13 protein-coding genes, 2 tRNA genes and 1 pseudogene are annotated in these 16,466 nt (G+C 58.8%); 12 read left to right on the top strand and 4 right to left on the bottom strand.

What is annotated here, in order from left to right; translation table 11 throughout:
- Positions 1 to 35: 35 nt before the first annotated feature.
- From dusA to recC, 4 genes are all read right to left on the bottom strand, one after another.
- Entirely contained in the window at positions 36 to 1,037 is a 1,002-nt protein-coding gene (gene dusA, locus ACO6EE_RS02110; RefSeq protein WP_485958875.1) for a tRNA dihydrouridine(20/20a) synthase DusA, read from the bottom strand.
- 55 nt (positions 1,038 to 1,092) lie between these two features.
- Positions 1,093 to 1,168: transfer RNA gene (locus ACO6EE_RS02105), tRNA-Lys, on the bottom strand.
- 2 nt (positions 1,169 to 1,170) lie between these two features.
- Positions 1,171 to 1,246, bottom strand: a tRNA-Asn gene (locus tag ACO6EE_RS02100).
- 240 nt (positions 1,247 to 1,486) lie between these two features.
- Positions 1,487 to 4,732 carry an exodeoxyribonuclease V subunit gamma gene (gene recC / locus ACO6EE_RS02095; RefSeq protein ID WP_485958874.1) on the bottom strand — a complete coding sequence of 1,082 codons (3,246 nt, stop codon included), beginning with the start codon at positions 4,730 to 4,732 and terminating at the stop codon, positions 1,487 to 1,489.
- Positions 4,733 to 4,756: 24 nt separating this feature from the next.
- On the opposite strand from recC, the pseudogene ACO6EE_RS02090 reads away from it, so the two are divergent.
- The 12 genes and pseudogenes from ACO6EE_RS02090 to apbC form a co-directional block, all read left to right on the top strand.
- A pseudogene (locus ACO6EE_RS02090) lies at positions 4,757 to 4,983 on the top strand (IS5/IS1182 family transposase); the annotation flags it as partial.
- Between the two features lie 381 nt (positions 4,984 to 5,364).
- Entirely contained in the window at positions 5,365 to 5,574 is a 210-nt protein-coding gene (gene tatA, locus ACO6EE_RS02085) for a Sec-independent protein translocase subunit TatA (protein WP_023887973.1), read from the top strand.
- Positions 5,575 to 5,577: 3 nt separating this feature from the next.
- Positions 5,578 to 6,054 carry a Sec-independent protein translocase protein TatB gene (tatB, locus tag ACO6EE_RS02080; RefSeq protein ID WP_485958873.1) on the top strand — a complete coding sequence of 159 codons (477 nt, stop codon included), beginning with the start codon at positions 5,578 to 5,580 and terminating at the stop codon, positions 6,052 to 6,054.
- Positions 6,051 to 6,800, top strand: coding sequence for a twin-arginine translocase subunit TatC (tatC, locus tag ACO6EE_RS02075; RefSeq protein ID WP_485958872.1), 750 nt, complete (start codon positions 6,051 to 6,053; stop codon positions 6,798 to 6,800). The genes tatB and tatC overlap by 4 nt, the downstream gene beginning before the upstream one ends.
- Before the next feature lie 149 nt (positions 6,801 to 6,949).
- Positions 6,950 to 7,090, top strand: a complete 141-nt coding sequence (locus ACO6EE_RS02070) for a hypothetical protein (protein ID WP_485958871.1) — start codon at positions 6,950 to 6,952, stop codon at positions 7,088 to 7,090.
- A gap of 220 nt (positions 7,091 to 7,310) precedes the next feature.
- The gene (locus ACO6EE_RS02065; protein WP_485958869.1) at positions 7,311 to 8,201 is read left to right on the top strand and encodes a hypothetical protein; all 891 of its coding nucleotides are present in this window, start codon (positions 7,311 to 7,313) and stop codon (positions 8,199 to 8,201) included.
- Positions 8,202 to 8,542: 341 nt separating this feature from the next.
- Positions 8,543 to 8,890 carry a DUF2069 domain-containing protein gene (locus ACO6EE_RS02060; protein ID WP_485958909.1) on the top strand — a complete coding sequence of 116 codons (348 nt, stop codon included), beginning with the start codon at positions 8,543 to 8,545 and terminating at the stop codon, positions 8,888 to 8,890.
- Complete coding sequence (locus ACO6EE_RS02055) at positions 8,887 to 10,740, top strand: PglL family O-oligosaccharyltransferase (RefSeq protein ID WP_485958867.1); 1,854 nt, start codon at positions 8,887 to 8,889, stop codon at positions 10,738 to 10,740. Before ACO6EE_RS02060 ends, ACO6EE_RS02055 begins: the two co-directional genes overlap by 4 nt.
- Positions 10,741 to 11,042: 302 nt before the next feature.
- Entirely contained in the window at positions 11,043 to 11,720 is a 678-nt protein-coding gene (locus tag ACO6EE_RS02050; protein ID WP_023887968.1) for a response regulator transcription factor, read from the top strand.
- A 184-nt stretch (positions 11,721 to 11,904) separates the two neighbouring features.
- Complete coding sequence (locus ACO6EE_RS02045; RefSeq protein ID WP_485958866.1) at positions 11,905 to 13,344, top strand: sensor histidine kinase; 1,440 nt, start codon at positions 11,905 to 11,907, stop codon at positions 13,342 to 13,344.
- Between the two features lie 190 nt (positions 13,345 to 13,534).
- On the top strand, positions 13,535 to 14,785 hold the full coding sequence (locus tag ACO6EE_RS02040) for a cell division protein ZipA C-terminal FtsZ-binding domain-containing protein (protein ID WP_485958864.1): 1,251 nt from the start codon (positions 13,535 to 13,537) through the stop codon (positions 14,783 to 14,785).
- Positions 14,786 to 14,892: 107 nt separating this feature from the next.
- Entirely contained in the window at positions 14,893 to 15,975 is a 1,083-nt protein-coding gene (apbC, locus tag ACO6EE_RS02035; protein WP_485958862.1) for an iron-sulfur cluster carrier protein ApbC, read from the top strand.
- Positions 15,976 to 16,466: the final 491 nt, after the last annotated feature.

Genomic DNA, 16,466 nt, shown 5'->3' with positions numbered 1-16,466 from the left:
AGGCTACCTGAATTTTCAGGTAGCCTTTTATGCAGTTAAACCCCGGCGGAAACCTTCTCCCACGCTTCCAAAATCAATTCGGGGCGGTTGCTTTGCAGCAAGGTGGCATCGGAGAGCATCTGCCGCCACACTCGGGCATGGTTGCGGCCATGCAGCAGCCCGAGGTAGTGGCGCAACATGTGGCGAATGGTGAGACCCGGGTCGGCGGCGAGCGAGCGCTGCATATAGCGGTAGAGCGTGTGAATAAGGGTGTTGAAATCGGTTTCAGGTAGCCTTTCGCCGTAAAACAGTCTGTCCCACGATTGCATCAGCATCGGGTTGTGGTAGGCCTCGCGGCCAATCATCACGCCGTCGACGTGTTGCAGGTGTTCGGCGATTTCGGTATTGGTTTTGATGCCGCCGTTGATGATGATTTCCAAATGGGGGAAATCCTGTTTGAGGCGGTAAACATAGTCGTATTTCAAGGGAGGCACATCGCGGTTTTCTTTGGGCGACAGGCCTTCCAGCCAGGCATTGCGGGCGTGGACGATATAGGTGCGGCAGGCAGTTTTGTCGGAGAGCGTGCCCACGAAATCGCATACGGTTTGGTATTCGGTTTGGCGATCGATGCCGATGCGGTGTTTCACGGTTACGGCGCAATCGGGCGCGGCTTCCTGCATGGCGTTGAGGCAATCGGCCACCAAATCCACTTCGTTCATCAAGCAGGCGCCGAACGCGCCTTTTTGCACGCGCGGGCTGGGGCAGCCGCAGTTGAGGTTGATTTCGTCATAGCCCCAACCTGCCGCGATGGCGGCGGCCTTGGCCAAATCGGCCGGGTTGCTGCCGCCCAGCTGCAGGGCAACCGGGTTTTCGCTTTCGTCTTTGCCTAAAAAACGCTCGGCCTGGCCATGGATGATGGCGCCGGCATGAATCATTTCGGTGTAGAGCCAGGCATGGCGGCTGATTTGGCGTGCCATGTAGCGATAATGCCGATCTGTCCAGTCCAGCATCGGGGCAACGGATAAACGGCGGGCGGGGGGGGTTTGGCGAACGGGCATGATGGGCAGGGGATAAAGAAAAAGCCTAAACGGGATGTTTAGGCTTTTTAAAATTTGGTGGGTCGTGAGCGATTCGAACGCTCGACCAACGGATTAAAAGTCCGCTGCTCTACCGACTGAGCTAACGACCCTTTGGCTCCCCGAGCTGGGCTCGAACCAGCGACCTGCGGATTAACAGTCCGTCGCTCTACCGACTGAGCTATCGGGGAAAGGAAGCGCGCATTTTAGAGACGGGGCGGAGAGTTGTCAATAGAAATTTGGCACGAATGAGGAAATTTTTTAACAGTTTGTGCGAAAATTTAAAAATGCAATTTAAATACAGATGGTTAAATTGTGATGCAATTTGAAGTAAGACTACCTGAAACTGGCTCGCACGCCTCTGATGCGGCTAAACAAATTTCAGGTAGCCTCTGTCTGAGTGCGACATGTTTTTAGTACGGCCTGCCTGTTTAACCGGCCTTTTTGCCTTTGCCCTCTTCAGAAGTAAACCATAAATGCAGCGGGGCGAGCAGCTCTAAAACGAGGCGGGCAAACAGGGGGCTGTTAATCGGCTCGTCTTCATCACGGCCATACACTTGGGCGATTTCGCGATCTTGGTTTTGGCCGGAGTAGTCGCGGCTGTCACGGTATTTGCCGCGGGCGGCGGTAAGGGCTTTTTCAGGTAGCCCTTGGGCAGAAAGGTCTTTAGCAGTGCAGGCTTTGGCGGCAGCGAGGCTGGTTCGGGGCAAAAGGGGCAGGGGTTGCTGTTGGCCGAGCAGGTAGTAGTCGAACCAGCGGGCAAGTTGTTCGGCAGCTTCCGCTTGCGGCAGCGGCGGCAGGGTTTGCGGGCTGTCGAGGGAGATGAGATGGGTGGCTTGTGCTTTGGGGTGAACGGCGCAATACACCAGGTGTTGCAGCCACAGCCTAATTTCGGCGGGGGCTTTGAGTTTGGCGGCGCAGTAGAAGATTTGGCCGTGTTGGTGCAGGTGGGTGAGGCTGCCGATAAGGGTGTGGCCGCCGTGCTCGAAGCGGAAGGGGAAATCGGGCTCGCGCGGGCTGGCAAGCAGTTCGGAATCGAGCTGCTTGGCGGCGGTGCGCTCTGGCTCTTGCAGGATTTCGCCGAGCAGGCCGGCGGGCAGGAGGCTGTCGGCCTGCAGCTTGGCTTCGGTTTGGGCGAAATCTTCATGCTGGCGGCGGGCGTCGAGGTAGCGCTGCTTCACTTCGTCGGGATGTTCGATGGCGTAGGGCTCGGCAGAATCGGAGGGACGGTCGGCATAGGGGCCTTTCCATTGCAGGGCGTGGCGCAGCCAATAGCGCACCGGGTTGTTCCAGAAGTTTAGGAAACTGTCGAGCGATACCGTGGGCTCGACAGCGGCTTTGGGCGGGGTGTCGCCGATAAAGGGGGTGGCTTCGGCGGCAGGCTGGTTGAGGGCTTGGGCATAGTCTTGGCGGAGGCCGGACAGGCTACCTGAAAGCCCGTTTTCGCTAAGACCGGCTGAGTTTTCCCCATTCTCTGGCGGGGCAAAATAGCGGGCGGAAAAGGCTTGCAGGGGGTGTTGGCGCACATGGGCTGCGGTGAAGTCGGCGCTGCTTTGGCCGGCCATTTGTGCCAGCGTGTCGATGAGTTCGCTCAACAGCGGCGAGGGGGCTTGGGCTTCGTCTTTGAGGTGGTCGCGGCCGATGTAGGACAGATAGAGGTGGCTGCGGGCGCTGAGCAGGGATTCGAGGAACAGGTAGCGGTCGTCGTCGCGGCGGGATCGATCGCCGGATTGGGGGTGGTGGGCGATCAGGTCGAAGGCGGGGGCGGGGGTTTGGCGCGGGTATTTGCCGTCGTTCAGGCCGAGCAGGCACACAGTGTCGAACGGCAGGCTGCGCATGGGCACCATGCTGCAGAAGGTGATGCCGCCGCGCAAAAGGGCGGCTTCGCTGCTTTGGCCGAAGAAGCGGTGCAGGTGCTGGCAGGCGGTGTCGGGGGGTAGGGCTGCGGTATAGCCCGCCAGCGAGGCTTCTTCCTGCCATGCAGCCAAGGCCTGGCTGATTTGTTGCCAGGCGGCCTGGTCGGCCTCGGCGGGGGTATCGCCCGCGGCATCGGCCAAGAGGGCGCGGAAGCGTTCGATCCAGCCTTCAACGGGCGCGGGGCTTTGCCAGCGGCGGTGGTGTTCGCGCAGTTTGCCCAGCAATACAAACCAGGCGGCTTGGGCAGGCTGGCGGGCAAAATCGGCCGCCCAAGGGTGTACGCCCTGCCACAGCGCATCTTCGCCCTCGGGCAGCAGCCAGCCCAGCACGCTGCGTTCGGCGGCCTGTTGCCAAGTGAAGGCCTTGCCGCTGCCGCCGTGCTCGGCGCGCATTTCGGCATCCGCGCCCCAATGCACGTTGAGTTCGGCCACGCTGCGGCACAGGAATTCGGCATCGGTTTCATCAATCTGCCAATGGCGGCGCACCGCTTGCGCATCGAGCAGGGGCAGCAGGCGTTCGGTTTCGAATCGGCTTTGCATCAGGGCGATGAGCTGCTCGGCCAGCAACATCAAAGGCTGGCTGCGGCTGAGGCGCACGTCGGCCACGGAATACGGCAGGGCGCGGCTGCCGGGCGCGGCTTCGCCGAACACGGCGTGGATGAAGGGCAGGTAGTCTTCCACGGCGGGGGTGAGCACGGCGATGTGGTGCGGTTGCAGCTCGGGCTTGTCTGCCAAACGGCGCAATAGGTGTTCTTTGAGGATTTGCAGCTCGCGCAGTGGGCTGTGGGCGGCTTGGATCACGATGCTGCCGTCCATCTGCGCGTTGCCTTTTTCAGGTAGCCTCAACAGCTGGATATCGGTCTGCAGGCGTTGCAGCAGGCTGGGCGATTCGGGCGGCGCGGGGAAGAGTTCCACCTGTTCCATGGCGCGGGTGCTCACGGCCAGGCGGTCGAAAAAATCGCGCCCCTGTTTGCCCAGCGAGGAGAGCAACGGGTGGCCGGCTTCTTCGGCTGCGGGTTCGGCCTGCGCGGCCAGCCGTTTCGGGCTTTGGATGTCGCCCCAGTATTGCTGGCTGGGATTGACCGCGAACAGGTGCACATCGGTGTGTTCGGCCAAGGCCTGCAACAAATCCAGATACACCGGCGCCAGCGTGGAAATGCCGAACGCCAAATAACGCTGCGGCAGGCGCGCCGGATTCAGCGCGGCCAGCAGCCGTTCGTGCTGCGCGGCGCGGTGGGCGGCGGGGGCTTCGGCGGCGAGCGTGCGCCACAATGCGGCCTGCCAGGCTTCGTCTGCGCCCAAGCCGTTGAGTTTGCCCTGCTCCCATTGCGCCAGCCAATGTGGGCGGTACACCAAATATTGGTCGAACACGTCCGCCAGCCGCCCTGCCAAATGATAGGTCGCCGCCGTGCTGCTTTTCAGGTAGCCCTGCAATACGGCCGGCAGAGCCGAATCGGCATTTTCCAACAGCGGCAGCAGCCGCCAGCGCAACACTTCCGGCGCAAACGGGTTCAGGCGTGGCGCATCGGGCAGGAAGCGGCGCGTGAGTTGCCAGCTCAAGGCTGCAGGCAGGCTGAAATGCAAATTGGCCGCAATGCCGCTGCGCTCGGCTAAATAATGATTGAGATAGCGGCGCATCCCCTGGCTCTGCACCACGATTTCTTCCGGCGCAAACACCGCTTCCGGCGGCGTAGTCTGCATCAGCGCAACGGCGGTTTCGGCAAGAAATTCGAGGCGGTTGGAAGAATAAAGATGGAGCATGGCGCGGGCGGAGGCAAGAAATTAAGAAGGAATCGGCATTATAGTGGATTAAATTTAAATCAGGACAAGGCGGCGAGCTGCAGACAGTACAAATAGTACGGCAAGGCGAGCCAACGCTGTACTGGTTTAAATTTAATTCACTATATATAGCGAACGGCCGGGTTTGGCGGCGTGGCAGCAGGCTACCTGAAATGATGAGAATGGGCTTGGCGGGCGCATATAGCGGCTTGGCTAAGCCGGCGGCTGGTTAGACTCCCGTTTTCAGGTAGCCTTCATCCAGATTGGCAGATAAGTTTGCGCCACAAGATTGCTTGCAGCCCGCTCTCTGGCAGGCTGTCTGAAACCCGTGGGAATGGGCTTAATACCCGCCCGCCGCCGTAGCAAAGGCTACCTGAAATTGGCAAGGCATGGTTTGCGCCGACTGTTGGGCTGCTTGCCGCCCTGTTGCAATACCATCCGCCCGCCGCGCCGTTCTTTCGGTTTGCCGCGCCCGCTGTTACAATCGCGGCTGTTTGCAGATTGGCGGCGGGGCTGTTTGATTCGGCCGGAAACAACGTTTTGGCGAAACCTGCCGCGCCGGTTTCAGGTAGCCTTATGTGTGCTGCCGTTGAATGGATTGAAAGGAAAGAATGATGGGTATTTCTAGCGGCTGGCATTGGCTGGTGATTTTGATTGTGGTGGTGCTGATTTTCGGCACGAAGAAGCTGCGCAATGTGGGCAAAGACCTCGGCGGGGCGATTCACGATTTTAAAAAAGGCCTAAACGAAGGCAGCGAGGGCGAAAGCGAAACGGCTGCGCCCAAGCAGATTGTCGAGCATAAAGAAGAGAAGCCGGGCGAATAGGCGATGTTTGATTTCGCGTTCAGCGAGATGCTGCTGGCGGCGCTGGTGGCGCTGGTGGTGCTCGGGCCGGAGCGGCTGCCGCAGGCGGCGCGTGCTGCCGGACGGATGGCGGGCAAGCTCCAACGCCTGGCCGGCAGCCTGAAAGCCGAGCTGGCGCAGCATGCTGATATGGCGGATTTGCGCCGGATGCAGGAAACGCTGGCGGATACAGCCAGCGAGCTGCGCCAGGAAATGCAGCATCTGCGTTCGGCAGCCGCGCCGGATGTGCCCGCCTGGGAGCGTTTGCCGCCGCAGCGCACGCCGGCGGATTTCGGCCTGGATGAAGACGGCCTGCCCGCCCTGCGGGATACGCCCCATGCCCCGGGCTTTCACACGCCTTCGCTGGGGCAGCGCTCGCGCGCGTGTCGGCGCAAGCTGCAGCCGCGCGTGCGGGTGCAGCCGCGTTTGCGGGTGCGCAAACAGGCGGGAGGCGGCAGATGAACGCGCAGCCTTTGGTGGAACATTTGAAGGAATTGCGCCGCCGCCTGATGTGGGTGACCGCGGTGTTGCTGCTGTGCCTGTTTGCGGCGGTGCCGTTTGCCAACCGGCTGTATGCGCTGGTGGCCAAGCCTTTGATGGCGAGCCTGCCGCCGGGGGCGCATATGCAGGCGATCGATGTGATTGCGCCGGTGTTTGTGCCGCTGAAGGTGGCGCTGATGGCGGCGTTTTTGGTGTCGCTGCCGCATACGCTCTACCAGCTGTGGGCCTTCGTGGCGCCGGCGCTCTACCGGCACGAGAAACGGCTGGTGCTGCCGCTGTTGCTCTCGAGCGTGGGGCTGTTTTTTGCGGGGATGGCGTTTTGCTATTTTTTGGTGTTCCCGCTGGTGTTTAAAGTGTTTGCCTCGGCCACGCCGGAAGGGGTGAGCATGATGACGGACATCGACCGCTACCTTTCCTTCGTACTAGGCATGTTTGTGGCCTTCGGTATGGCGTTTGAGCTGCCGGTGTTGGTGGTGCTGCTGTATCGGATGGGGGCGGTATCGCTCGCGGCGCTGAAAACGGCGCGGCCTTATGTGGTGGTGGTGGCATTTGTGGTGGCGGGGATTGTGACGCCGCCGGATGTGATTTCGCAGTTTCTGCTGGCGGTGCCGCTGATTGCGCTGTATGAGGCGGGCTTGCTGATGTGCCGGCTGTTTAAGCCGAATGCAGATGCGGCGGACAGCGCAGAAGCAGATGAGGCTACCTGAAAGCCTCAGCTTTAGCGCCGCCAAGCCCTGCGTTGGCATTTTCAGGTAGCCTTTCCATTGCGGCGGGCGGGGAAGCAAAAGTGCATTTTTGCCACCAAGTTACCATGCCGCACATAAACGATACCGATACGACCCGATCCGGAGCCCAAATGGATTCCCCCCGCGAACACGCCGTACCGCCGCACCAACAGCAACACCGCTGCCGCCAGCATGGCCTTCATGCTGCGCACAGCGGTGTTGTTGTTTGGCGGGGATTGGTACGGAAGAGGCTACCTGAAAACAGGCGGTGAAGATTGGTAAAGAGCAAAGGAAAGGTTTTCAGGTAGCCTCAAGAAGGGAAAAGTGCCTACCGAAAGGCTACCTGAAAATAAGAAACTTCAGCGAAGTGAAAACTTAAAAGCCAAGCCTGCAATCAGAAAGCCCCTCCCAAACATGCCGAAAACTTTTCAGGTAGCCTTATAGGCAGCCCGATTCAAAACCCGGCCAAATAAGCAAAGGACACCATCCTTCATGATTACCACACGCGATGTTCTCTTCATCTATAACCTGTTTCATTGGGGCGGGATAATATTGCTGATCCTGGCCGTAAGTTTTGCCTGTTATCAGATAAACCCCAAACTATTTAATAAAAACCCGCAGTTAATATTTCTGCCCGGGCTGGCTGTAGCCGGGCTGCTTTATGCGGTAGGGCAGGTAGAAAAAATGCAGGAGAGGCGGGAAGCCGAAGCGGAAGAAGCCGAATGGCGCAAACGCTACGATCCCGCCAAAGCCCGCTTCGACCAGCTGTGCCAAAACGCCGGCGAGAAGATCTACCGCACGGCGGACAATGTGGACGGCATCCTGCTGCTGAAAGTGCGCGGGGATGACGAGAAGTATCAGGATAACAGCTACAACCCGCTGAAAGACCAGATGTGGGAGGATGCGGCGGTGGAGAGTGAGTCGAAGCGAGAGGGATATATTGAGGAATTTCTTCTCCGTTCTAATCTTAGCTTTCCAAGGTATATCTATGCTGACGTTTTACAGAAAGATAATTCAATTATTCATTATAGCATTTACAAGGTAAATCAGGAGTGGGTTGAGGATAAACAACTGAATCCCCACCCCCGTGCCCGCTATGCTGTTACCTACGAAAACGATATTTCCTGGGAAAACCGCAAACATTGGATAGCGGGAACAACCATCAAGATTATCGATACCCAAACCAATGAACTAATGGCTGAGAAAACCATGTATGCCTTTGTGCCGGAGTTAGGCTATTCCGAACTTGAACAAAATCCCAATCCTTGGGGTAGGGGTATGCGTTGCCCTTCTGGGGAAAGTGAGTTTGAGCAAAGAACAGTTACCTTTGCAATTAAAGTTTTAATCCCATCCAATCTCAGTCGGAGACTACAAAATGACTAATCAACAAAAGCAGAACCACACAGCCACCACTAATAGAATGTGCAAACCGGTTCGCGCAATAAATCCATTCTGTCGCCAACAGCCTGCGGCCATCAAGCTACCTGAAAACTTCAGTGCTAACGAAGTGAAAACCAAGCTGCGGTTTGCCGCCCGCTCTATCACCCCTCGGGCGGGGAGGCGGATTGCGGGCAGTTTTTGTATCTGCCGTTTGTATGAAAACATGTTTGCTTTGGCTATAATTTCTGCCGGAACGGGCGGGCGCGGCATCGTGCCTGCCGGTTTCAGGTAGCCTCTTTAATTTATTCAACCCGATTCTTTTTTAATTTGAACAAGCAATGCCGATTTCGCCATCTTTTGCCTACCGCGCGGCTGTGTGCAGCCTGTTTGCGCTAATTTTCCTTTCCTTGGCTTGGGAGCTGTGGCTCTCGCCGCTGCGCCCGGGCGGTTCTTGGCTGGCTTTGAAGGCGCTGCCTTTGTGCCTGCTGCTGCCGGGGGTGTTGCGGCGCAACAGGCAAACTTTCCTGCTGGGCGGGATGTTGGTGCTGTTTTATGCGGCGGAGGCGGTAGTGCGGCTGTTTGACGCGCAGCCGGCAAGCCGGGTTTGTGCGGCGGCGGCTTTGGCTGCGGGCGTGGTGTTTTTTGTGTCGTGCCTGATGTTTATGCGGGCAGGCAAGAGGGAGCGGGCATGATGTGGGAACGGTTGAAAGAAAGCTGGGTGGTGTGGCTGGGCATGGCGCTGATGGCGGTGGTGCCGTTTTTGTCGTCTTGGCGCACGGGGCCGCAGGGCGGCTGGTTTATTGAGAGCGGCTCGCTGCTGTTTGCCGCTTTGTTTGCATTGCTCACGCTGTGGCGCAATCCGGCGCGCGCGCGGCTGCCGGGGGCGATGGTGTTTTTTGTGCTGCTGGCGGGATTTTGGCTGGTGCAGGCGCGGATTTTGCGGCTGCCGTATCCGGAAATGTCGGATTTGACGGCGGCGGTGTTTTGTGTGATGGCGCTGCTGGCTTGGGCTTGTCGGCTTCAGGTAGCCCGGCTGGGGCAGGATAGGGTGGTGGAAATTTTTGCCTGGGCGCTGCTTTGCGGGGCGGTGTTGCAGGGCTTGGTGTGCGTGTTTCAGTTTGTCGGCCACACGGCCTGGCTGCCGGGGATGATGCGCGCGCCGCAGAAGTATTTTGTGTTCGGCCAGGTGGGGCAGCGCAACCATTTGGGGCACTACATGATGTGGGGCGTGCTAGCGCTGGGCTACCTGTGGAGCAGGCGGCGGTTGCCGGGGCTGATTGCGTTGGCGCTGGCGGTGTTTTTGCTGCAAGTCATCGGAGTGATTACTTCGCGCACGATTATGGTGTATGTGGGGGCGTTGTTGCTGCTGGTGCCGCTATTGTATGTGTTGGGCGGCCGCCCGTTGCGCCGTTGGTGCGCGCTGACGGGGCTGTTGGTGCTGGGCGTGCTGGCGGCGCAGTTGATTATGCCTTGGCTGGTGGATACGTGGCTGGCTCCCGATGTGCAATCTTCCGGCGTGGGGCGTTTGGTGTCGGGCGATGCGGCCAGCCCGGGGCGCTCTTCGGAATGGGCGAAGGCGTGGACGGTGTTTACCGAGCATCCGTGGCTGGGCGTAGGCTGGCAGGGCTATGCGCACGAGAGTTTCGCGCTGGCCATGCGTGGCTCGGCGTTTCGCAATTATGACGTGGGCGTGTTGTTTACCCACAGCCACAACAGTATGCTGGAAATCTTGGCCGAGATGGGCGTGGTGGGTGCCATTTTGGTGTTCGGCGGCTGGCTAGCGGTGGCCAAGGGCTACCTGAAAAAGGGATTGGGCGCGTCTTCGGCGCTGATGCTGGCGTTGATGAGCGTGTCGCTGTGCCACAGCCTGCTGGAGTATCCGCTGTGGTATGTGTATTTCCTCACGCCGTTTGTTGTGATGATGAGCCTCACGCCGGCCAAAGCGCCCGGCTGGTATATCGTGCAGGCCGGCAAGTGGCCGCAACGTTTCGGCATGGCCTTTGCCGCGCTGGCGGCCGTTATCATTGTGCAATACGGCTTTGCCTACCACCGCTTGGTATTTGCCTACGCCAATCCCACCGAAAACTATCCGCAATACAAACAGGTGGACACCCTGCGCGAGCTGGAAAGCAAACACTATTTCCTCAAATACTACGCACAGATGGGCTTGATTCGCAAAGTGGATTGGCTGCGCCCGCTGCCCGAGTGGGGGCGTGATGCCGCCCTGCGCGCCAGCCTGTTCCGACCCTATGCCAACACTGCCGTGCGCGCCTTCTATTTAGAGCAAGAAGGCCGCCCGCGCGAAGCTGCCGATTGGCTGGTGAACATGGGCCGCTACTACCCCAAACAAATGCCCGGCCTGCTCAGCACCGCTGCCGCTTTTCGTGCCGCGCCCGAAGTGGTGCAGCCCCTGCGCGAGCAGTGCCAGCTGTATGTGCAAACCATGCCCCAGGCCGCCGGCAACCTCACCTGCGGCAACGCTTCCGCCCCTGCCGGCAACAGCGGCAGCCGCCCGGCTTCGCGCAGCGGCAGCGGGGTTTGACGAGGGATGAGGCTACCTGAAAGTGAAGCGGCAACCCCGTTAAAACCAAGCGCCATTTGTTGCCGGGCTTAAACAAGCATAACATCCGTGATATCCCGCCCGGCTTACGCAAAGATACGCAAAAGAATTTGGCTTGTTCGCCTGTATCAGGCAAAGTGTTAAGACGCTTGAAATTCAATAGTCAACCAGCCTAATCCCGGCTGCCGAGCTGGAAAAATCACGTTGGTTGGCCAGATTGCCGGGCAAGCCCCGGCAGCAAAATTTCTGTGCTGCAACGGCACATAAAATACTAAGGAGTAAGTATGAACCGTGTTTTATTGGTAGACGACGACGCCCTGCTCACCGAGCTCTTAACCGAATACCTGAGCGCCGAAGGGCTGGAAGTTAGCAGCGTGCCGGACGGCGAAGCCGGCGTAAGCGAAATTCTCTCCGGCAACTACAACGTGGTGGTGCTGGATTCCATGATGCCCAAGCTCAGCGGGCTGGATGTGCTCAAAACCGTGCGCCAGCAGAGCAAAATCCCCATCATCATGCTTACTGCCAAAGGCGACGACATCGACCGCATCATCGGCTTGGAAATGGGCGCCGACGACTATGTGCCCAAGCCCTGCCAGCCGCGCGAACTCTTGGCGCGCATCAACGCCATCCTGCGCCGCACCCGCCTGGCCGAGCCGGACAACAACACGCCCAATGTGATTTCCGTGAGCGACGTTACCCTTTATCCGGCCAAGCGCCAAGCCACCATCAACGAAGCCCCGCTGGAGCTCACCAGCACCGAATTCAATCTGTTGGAAGTGCTGATGCGCCATGCCGGCCAGGTGGTGAACAAAGAAACCCTTTCGCTCGAAGCGCTCGACCGCAAGCTGGCCAAGTTCGACCGCAGCATCGATGTGCACATTTCCAGCATCCGCCACAAACTGGGCGATGCCTCGCTCATCCAAACCGTGCGCGGCCTGGGTTATCTGTTTGTGAAAAACTGATATTTCGATTTGAACTTTAATTGAAGCTTGCGCTTTCAGGTAGCCTGCATCAAACAGGATAAAGGCTACCTGAAAATATCGCTTCTTCGTTTGCACTGTCCACCCAACGGCCGCCGCCAAGCCTAAACCGACTGACGGCGGCATTGTTTTGTGGCCGGCCAAACCTTCCCGCCAAAGCATATTCATGAAACTGTTCCAGCGGATTTTCCTCACCTTTTTCTTCGTCATCATCGCCGCCATTTTCGTGGCCAGCTTCTCTTTCTGGCTGGTGCAGGACCGAATGGCCGAAAGTCGTTTCAAGCAGCAGCGTGCCTTTGAAACCGGCCTGCTCAACAGCACCGTTACCGTATTCCAAACCCGCGGCCTCTCCGGCGTGCGCGAAACCCTGCAAGACTGGAATAATACCCCCACGTTCGACAACATCTTAGTGATTTCCGGCGACAGCAAAGCCGATATTTTCCAGCGCCAGGTCGAGCCCGCCCGCATCCTGGCCGCCCGCAAATTTGCCGCCGAATACCCTAACACCCGCGCCGTGCGCGTGGCCTACGACCCTTTGGGCGAAGAATACATCTTCATGCTGGCCGATTGGGACAAACAACAGCCCACCCGTCTGCCTTCCCCATTGATGATTCCCGGCGTGGAAATGGCGCCGGTGTGGCACGAGCTCATCATCCTCAGCTTCATCATCATTGTCGGCCTGCTTCTGGCCTACATCCTTGCCCGCAATATTTCCCAGCCCATCCGCACGCTGGAGCGCGGCATGAGCCGCCTGGCCGAAGGCGACCTCGAAACCCGGATTTCCCACCAGCTGCTCGGCCGGCGCGACGAACTGGCCAAACTCGCCGTCCAGTTCGACCACATGGCCGGCCGCCTGCAAAAACTGGTGGAACGCGAACGCCACCTGCTGCACCACGTTTCGCACGAAATGCGCTCCCCACTGGCGCGTATGCAGGCGCTGCTCGCCCTGCTGCAAGTGCAGCCGCACAAACAGGAGCAAAACATCAAGCGCCTGGAATCCGAGCTCACCCGTATGGACAAACTCGTGGGCGAGCTGCTCACCCTTTCCCGTTTGGAAACCGCCAACGTGGAAATGGAAAAAGACCCGCTCAAGCTGGTGCCCTTCTTGGAAAACTTGGTGGACGACTGCCGCGCCATCGCCTGCCAAAACAATCAGCAAATCGATTTTGCCTACGACCCGGCCGATGCCGAAGCCACTGTTTCTGCCAACGAAGGCTACCTCTACCGCGCCTTCGACAACGTATTGCGCAATGCCATGGCCTACAGCCCGGAAGGCAGCAAAATCCACGTTCGTCTCTCCGGCCACAAACACCATTGGTACATCGATATTGCCGACAACGGCCCGGGCGTGGACGAATGCCAGCTGCCGCACATCTTCACCGCCTTCTACCGCGCCGACAGCGGAGCGCACAAACCCGGCACCGGCCTTGGCCTAGCCATTGCCCGCCATGTAATTGGCAAACACAACGGCCGCATCAGCGCCGCCAATGTGCAGCCCAACGGCCTGAACATCCACTTCGAGCTGCCCGAGCTCACCGCCAAACAGCAGAAGCTGGAAGAAAAAGAACGCGAAGAAAAAGAGCGCGGGCAGGATGAAGGCAAATAAACCGGAAGCCGTTGCTGCAGTAGGAGCGCGTATTTTTCAGGTAGCCTTATTCCCGCCCGCACCCCGATAATCGTTTCAAATTAAACCGAGCCAACACAATATGGCCGGGTTTGAAACGGCCGTCTATGGGAAAGAAAGCCTTTTCGCTATATAATTCCGCTGTTTCGACAGCTCCCCTTCGGAAGTATCAATGAGCACCAACACCATTCTGATTATCGCCATCCTCATTTTTGCCCCTGTGTTCGGCGTATTGCTATACAACACCTATCAGGAAAAGAAATACCGCGATTCCATCCGCGCCCAATTCGGCCATGCCGATAAAGACGCGCTGATGGAAAGCCACACCCATTCCGTGCGCGACGGCCAGCAGCAAGCTCCCGCAGCCGAAGCAGAGGCTGCGCCGCGCCTGCAGCCGGCCTTTGTTAAATTCAGCCGTTCAAGCGAACCGGCCGACGAAACGCCTGTTGCCGAAACGCCGGCCGCAGCCGACAGCGCCCCTGCCGAGCCGGTATTGCAGGCCGAGCCCGCCGCCGAAGCCCCCGCGTTCAACTTCCAGCCCGTGCCGGCGGCCGCACCCTCGCAAACCCAAGAGCCGGCCAAACGCAAGCTGCTGCTCGATTTGCAGGATTTGGCCAAGCAGCAGCTGCCCTGGTTCGACAGCCGCTTCGACTACCTTTGCTACATTTCCCTGAAAGAGCCGCAGGAATTGCACGCCATGCCGCGCCTTTCCAGCCGCCACCGCTTCCGCATCGCCGGCTGCACCATGGACGACCGCTTCCAAATCGCCGAGCCGATTCCCAGCGTGTACTACCAAGGTTTCGTGATTGGCCTGCAAGCCATCAGCCGCAACGGCTTGGCCAGTATTGCCGATTTGGAGCAATTCGGCGAACAGGCCAATGCCTTTGCCGAAAAAATGGACGGCGGCCTGCTGCTCACCGACATCGACACCTTCCTTTCCATCGCCCGCCCGCTGGACGACCTGTGCGCCCGCGTGGATCAAACCATCGCCATCCATTTGGTGTCCCGCAACAACGTGAGCGGCGTAGAATTGCGCAACGCGGTAGAGCGCCAAGGCTTCGAGCTTTCCCACGACGGCATGTTCTACCTGAACGATGCCAAAGGCGAGCCGTTGTTTGCCATCTCCACCCTCGACAACAGCGCCTTCACCGCCACCCTACTCTCCACCCAGAATTATCGCGGCATCAGCATGCTGTTTGATGCCCCGCACATCCCCGATGGCGAGAAAAACTTCAACCGCTTCATGGATATCGCCGTTAAGCTTTCCAGCATGCTCGGCCTGGATTTGGTCAACGACAAGCTCGAAGAGCTGTCCACCCAATGGCTGAAAGAAATCCGCAGCTATGTGGTGGCGCGGCAAGACGAAATGAAACGGGTGGGCATCGAGCCCGGCAGCGAGCTGGCCAAACGGCTGTTCTCGTAGCCAACCCGCTCAAACGCCCGGCCAACCAAACAGGCTACCTGAAACGGTATTTCCCGTTTTCAGGTAGCCTGTTTCCCCAATCCACACACACCTCAAGGAAAAACATCATGCACAACGATAACACCCTACGCGCCGCCGTCGAGGCCGTCGCTATTCCCAACAGCAGCCTCACCATCGGCAGCAGCCATGCCCTGCAAGCTATCGAACAAACTGCTAGTGGCCTGCAAATCGAACTTTGCTTCGGTTTTCCCGTCGGTCATATTGCCGACCGGCTCAAGCAAAACATCGCCGCCGCGCTGGCCCAAGCCGGTTTTGATGCCAACGTGCAAACCAACATCCGCAGCGAAATCACCGCCCGCAAAGTCCAGCCCGGCGTGCGCACCATCAACGGCGTGAAAAACATCATCGCCGTCGCTTCCGGCAAAGGCGGCGTAGGCAAATCCACCACCGCCGCCAACCTCGCCGTGGCGCTGCACAACATGGGCGCGCGCGTGGGCATCCTCGATGCCGACCTCTACGGCCCCAGCCAGCCCACCATGCTCGGCGTGCCCGAGCGCAAACCGCAGCAGGAAAACAAACACTTCATCCCCGTGCGCTCGGCCGAAGGCATCCAAGTGATGTCTATCGGCTTTCTGGTCGATACCGACCAAGCCGTGGTATGGCGCGGCCCCATGGTGAGCCAGGCCCTGCAGCAGCTGCTGTTTCAAAGCGAATGGGATAATGTGGACTACCTGTTGGTTGACCTGCCGCCCGGCACCGGCGATATCCAGCTCACCCTGTCGCAGAAAATCCCCGTTACCGGCGCCATCGTGGTGACCACCCCGCAAGACATCGCCCTGATCGACGCGCGCAAAGCCGTGGATATGTTCGGCAAAGTCAACATCCCCATTTTCGGCGTGCTGGAAAATATGTCGGTGCATATTTGCAGCCGCTGCGGGCATCACGAGCCTATTTTCGGCCAAGACGGCGGCAAAGCGCTGGCCGAACGCCTCGGCGTGCCGCTGCTGGGCCAGCTGCCCCTGAGCCTGCCCGTGCGCGAAGCCATGGACAGCGGCAGCGCCGCCCAAATGCAGGCCGCCCACCCCGCCATCGCCCAAATCTACAGAGAAGCCGCCTGGCAAACCGCCCTGGCCGTGGCCGCCAAAGGCAAAGACTTCAGCAACCGCTTCCCGCAGATTGTGGTGGAATAAACAGTGCGGCCGGAATACAAAAAGGCTACCTGAAACCGTTTGTCTGCGGTTTCAGGTAGCCTTTGGTTATCTGTTATCGGGTAAGCCCACGGTGAGGCTACCTGAAAACTATTTCTCCGCCTGATGTGGCAGGCAGGAACAGGCGCAAGCCACAGGTTTGTTTCCACTGCGCCGAAGTTGATGTTTTCAGGTAGCCTTTTAATGCGGCAGGCAGGAATCAAAGCCTGCCTAGCGGGTTTCAGGTAGCCTGATGGCCGCAGGCTGTTGGCGACAGAATGGATTTATTGCGCGAACCGGTTTGCACATTCTATTAGTGGTGGCTGTGTGGTTCTGCTTTTGTTGATTAGTCATTTTGTAGTCTCCGACTGAGATTGGATGGGATTAAAACTTTAATTGCAAAGGTAACCGTTCTCTGCTCAAACTCACTTTCCCCAGAAGGGCAGCGCATCCCCCTGCCCCAAGGGTTTGGATTCTGCTCAAATTTAGAATAG

It is taken from the genome of Eikenella sp., from assembly GCF_057315495.1.
Note: the sequence above shows the minus strand (reverse complement) of the source record. Positions and strands in the feature narration are given on the sequence as shown.

What these genes read in the sequence shown, in the direction of transcription:
- apbC (WP_485958862.1), top strand. Translation starts at nt 14,893, where the DNA reads ATGCACAACGATAACACCCTACGCGCCGCCGTCGAGGCCGTCGCTATT.
- ACO6EE_RS02070 (WP_485958871.1), top strand. Translation starts at nt 6,950, where the DNA reads ATGGATTCCCCCCGCGAACACGCCGTACCGCCGCACCAACAGCAACAC.
- recC (WP_485958874.1), bottom strand. Translation starts at nt 4,732, where the DNA reads ATGCTCCATCTTTATTCTTCCAACCGCCTCGAATTTCTTGCCGAAACC.
- ACO6EE_RS02045 (WP_485958866.1), top strand. Translation starts at nt 11,905, where the DNA reads ATGAAACTGTTCCAGCGGATTTTCCTCACCTTTTTCTTCGTCATCATC.
- ACO6EE_RS02050 (WP_023887968.1), top strand. Translation starts at nt 11,043, where the DNA reads ATGAACCGTGTTTTATTGGTAGACGACGACGCCCTGCTCACCGAGCTC.
- tatA (WP_023887973.1), top strand. Translation starts at nt 5,365, where the DNA reads ATGGGTATTTCTAGCGGCTGGCATTGGCTGGTGATTTTGATTGTGGTG.
- ACO6EE_RS02065 (WP_485958869.1), top strand. Translation starts at nt 7,311, where the DNA reads ATGATTACCACACGCGATGTTCTCTTCATCTATAACCTGTTTCATTGG.
- tatC (WP_485958872.1), top strand. Translation starts at nt 6,051, where the DNA reads ATGAACGCGCAGCCTTTGGTGGAACATTTGAAGGAATTGCGCCGCCGC.
- ACO6EE_RS02055 (WP_485958867.1), top strand. Translation starts at nt 8,887, where the DNA reads ATGATGTGGGAACGGTTGAAAGAAAGCTGGGTGGTGTGGCTGGGCATG.
- ACO6EE_RS02040 (WP_485958864.1), top strand. Translation starts at nt 13,535, where the DNA reads ATGAGCACCAACACCATTCTGATTATCGCCATCCTCATTTTTGCCCCT.
- tatB (WP_485958873.1), top strand. Translation starts at nt 5,578, where the DNA reads ATGTTTGATTTCGCGTTCAGCGAGATGCTGCTGGCGGCGCTGGTGGCG.
- dusA (WP_485958875.1), bottom strand. Translation starts at nt 1,037, where the DNA reads ATGCCCGTTCGCCAAACCCCCCCCGCCCGCCGTTTATCCGTTGCCCCG.